Below are 2,475 nucleotides of genomic sequence, written 5' to 3'. Positions count from 1 at the left end.
AATTAGATAAATTATAATAATCTAGGGATATATAGAAAAACAGTTTATTTGTCTATTATATATAAACTATTATAACTTTTATATTTAATTATAATGTTAATAATAACGTAAAAAATAATATATTTATATAAAAATAAAAAGACAGCAGGTAATCTGCTGTCCAGTAACTTATAAAATTATTTCTTCTGCGTTTTGAAAAACATCCATATCCTTTTCTTCTTGGTACCTTTTAGCATTTATTTCATTGATAAAGTGTATGGTTGTCTGAAAGGTTTTTTTTGTTGGTGTAGGTTCAGTTTCTAACATGTATTTATCATTATCTAATATATTAACACCAATAACTTTAAAATCGAAGTAGCCAATCAAGCTGAAAAGCTCGATTTCACAACCAAATAATTCTTTTTTGCTATTCCTTATAAATTGGAATGATAAGCTTTGATCTATTAATTCCTTAGGGTTAACTCCACGTACTCCATTAAGGGTTAAATCATTTAATTTAATATATTCCTTAAATGGCTTGTTTTCATATAAGGAGCGATAAAGTTCCTCGACTAATAAAACATCGTTGTGTTTTATTTCTGACGTAGGTATAAAATTTACCCCTAATAAGCTTTGGAGTTTCAAAACCTTTACCCAGAAATTAATATTTTCATCGATTGAAGTTAATTCAGTTTTACTATCTGTTGCTTGAGGTAGTGGTTGTTTATTTATTTTTATGTGTCCATTCATACAAGCTTTATATATTTTTAATGCTTCTATCAACTGTTTGATGTCCTTCGTTTTATCAATATCTAATGTAAAGTTAAATTTAATTTGATTATTTATTTCATCGATTAAATAAGAAATTTCTAATACACTATTATCAATACTTTTGAATAGACTTTTATGCATGTGTGGATATGGTTGTCTTTTCATTAAAAACTCCCGCTTAACTTCATCACTTTCTAGGATAACTTTGAAGGGATTTTGAAATGGTTTAGGCACCATATAGAATTCAGAATCTCTTACTTCCAAATCAGAAAAAGGGAGCTTTAGTAATTCATCTATATCAAATTCTTTATTGTTAATTTTTATAATATTATTTTTAGATATAAGTTTAATTTTTGTTTGCGTTCTATACATATATTCTATTAATTCAAAGAAAGTTGATGGTTTTAAATCATCAGGGAGATCAGCTGGCAATTGAACACTAAAACCTGAAAGCTGGAAGTCGCCTCCGGTATTAGGTAAGAGTCCGGCAGCTCCTTCTCCTAAGTCTGTATAAACAAACCCCTCTGGTAATTTTTCATTTAAAGATTGCATTACTTCGGCAGGGATTTTTTGATCTATTTCATTTTGCTTAAAAAATGCTTTTTCAAAATTTGTAAACATAATCACCAATCCTCTTTTAATTCATTAAAAACTAAAATCTTTGAAATTAGGGTGTACTTTTCTATTTCGCTTATTTTACAGTTATGGACAATGTATGAAATCAATTCACTTCTATCTGCTTGATCATTCACTATAATATATTTAATGGCATCATATTCAAAATCCAGCCACAACTCCGGCTTATGGCGTAATCCATCTGAATAAGTATTATAACTTTTGGGATTTAAATGGTCTTGACTAATAACCAGGGGAAGATCTGTATCTATTCCATTTATATTAGGTATAAATCTCCATTCTTTTTCATCGTGGAAATTTCTTTTTTCGTACTTACTTTTGTTCTGAACTGAATATCTCATTTCTCCTTCGATTGGTTTCATATAAAATAATTGATGTAAAATTAGATTGTTATAAACTGTATAGGTACTTCTTTCTTCTTCCGTTTGTGCAGAAAGAGTTTTATTAATAACTTCTTTGAAATCTGATAGTAAATTAGAATGTTGATTAACGTAATGTATCGGTTGAATTCCTCTTTTAATTCCCCATTCTTTACTCAATCCTATCCCGTATAATCCGTAATTTTCCATGTGAGGAGCAAGTTTATTTAAATGGATATCACAAAAACAACTCATGGGAATTGCGATTTTTTCTAGGCTATCAAGTTGTAAATAATCTAGTTTCTCTTCGTAGTATCTTGGAATTATTGCCTTTTTTAAAATAATATCTTCTAGGAATTCTAATTTGTTCATAAATCTAAACAAAACGTTGGCACTTTGTTTAGATGGGATATAAATTTGCTCACTATTAAGACTTGGGTTGTTTTGAAGATTAATTACCTGTATTTTTTCTTTATCTAAGATAGTCATTTGATAATCCTTTCACTGATAATAGTATAACTAGTTACATATATTATACTTTATAAGAGGGTTTTAGATGAATTATTCAAAATTTCTATTTGAAAATACTTAGCTATTGAAGTAAAATAATATTGTATATATTTTATATTTTACTTTTTCTTGCAATCTACTTAGATTAGCAGTCTCAACTAATAAACTCAGCAGCCTTTGGGCTAACATACTCTTATTTACGTTTGTATTTAAAGAGGTG

General features: G+C 27.9%; 2 protein-coding genes. Both read right to left on the bottom strand.

Annotated elements, in window-relative coordinates; genetic code table 11:
* Window positions 1–168 precede the first annotated feature (168 nt).
* On the bottom strand, window positions 169–1,371 hold the full coding sequence (locus AC0B9F_RS37890; RefSeq protein ID WP_127739875.1) for an abortive infection system toxin AbiGii family protein: 1,203 nt from the start codon (window positions 1,369–1,371) through the stop codon (window positions 169–171).
* 2 nt (window positions 1,372–1,373) lie between these two features.
* Complete coding sequence (locus tag AC0B9F_RS37885; RefSeq protein WP_127739874.1) at window positions 1,374–2,234, bottom strand: abortive infection system antitoxin AbiGi family protein; 861 nt, start codon at window positions 2,232–2,234, stop codon at window positions 1,374–1,376.
* Window positions 2,235–2,475 lie beyond the last annotated feature (241 nt).

The organism is Streptomyces sp. NPDC097129, assembly GCF_055668065.1.
This window is presented reverse-complemented; position numbering and strand designations above follow the sequence as displayed.

Bases quoted from the DNA above. Each gene is read 5' to 3' on its own strand.
- AC0B9F_RS37890 (WP_127739875.1), bottom strand. From the start codon at position 1,371: ATGTTTACAAATTTTGAAAAAGCATTTTTTAAGCAAAATGAAATAGAT.
- AC0B9F_RS37885 (WP_127739874.1), bottom strand. From the start codon at position 2,234: ATGACTATCTTAGATAAAGAAAAAATACAGGTAATTAATCTTCAAAAC.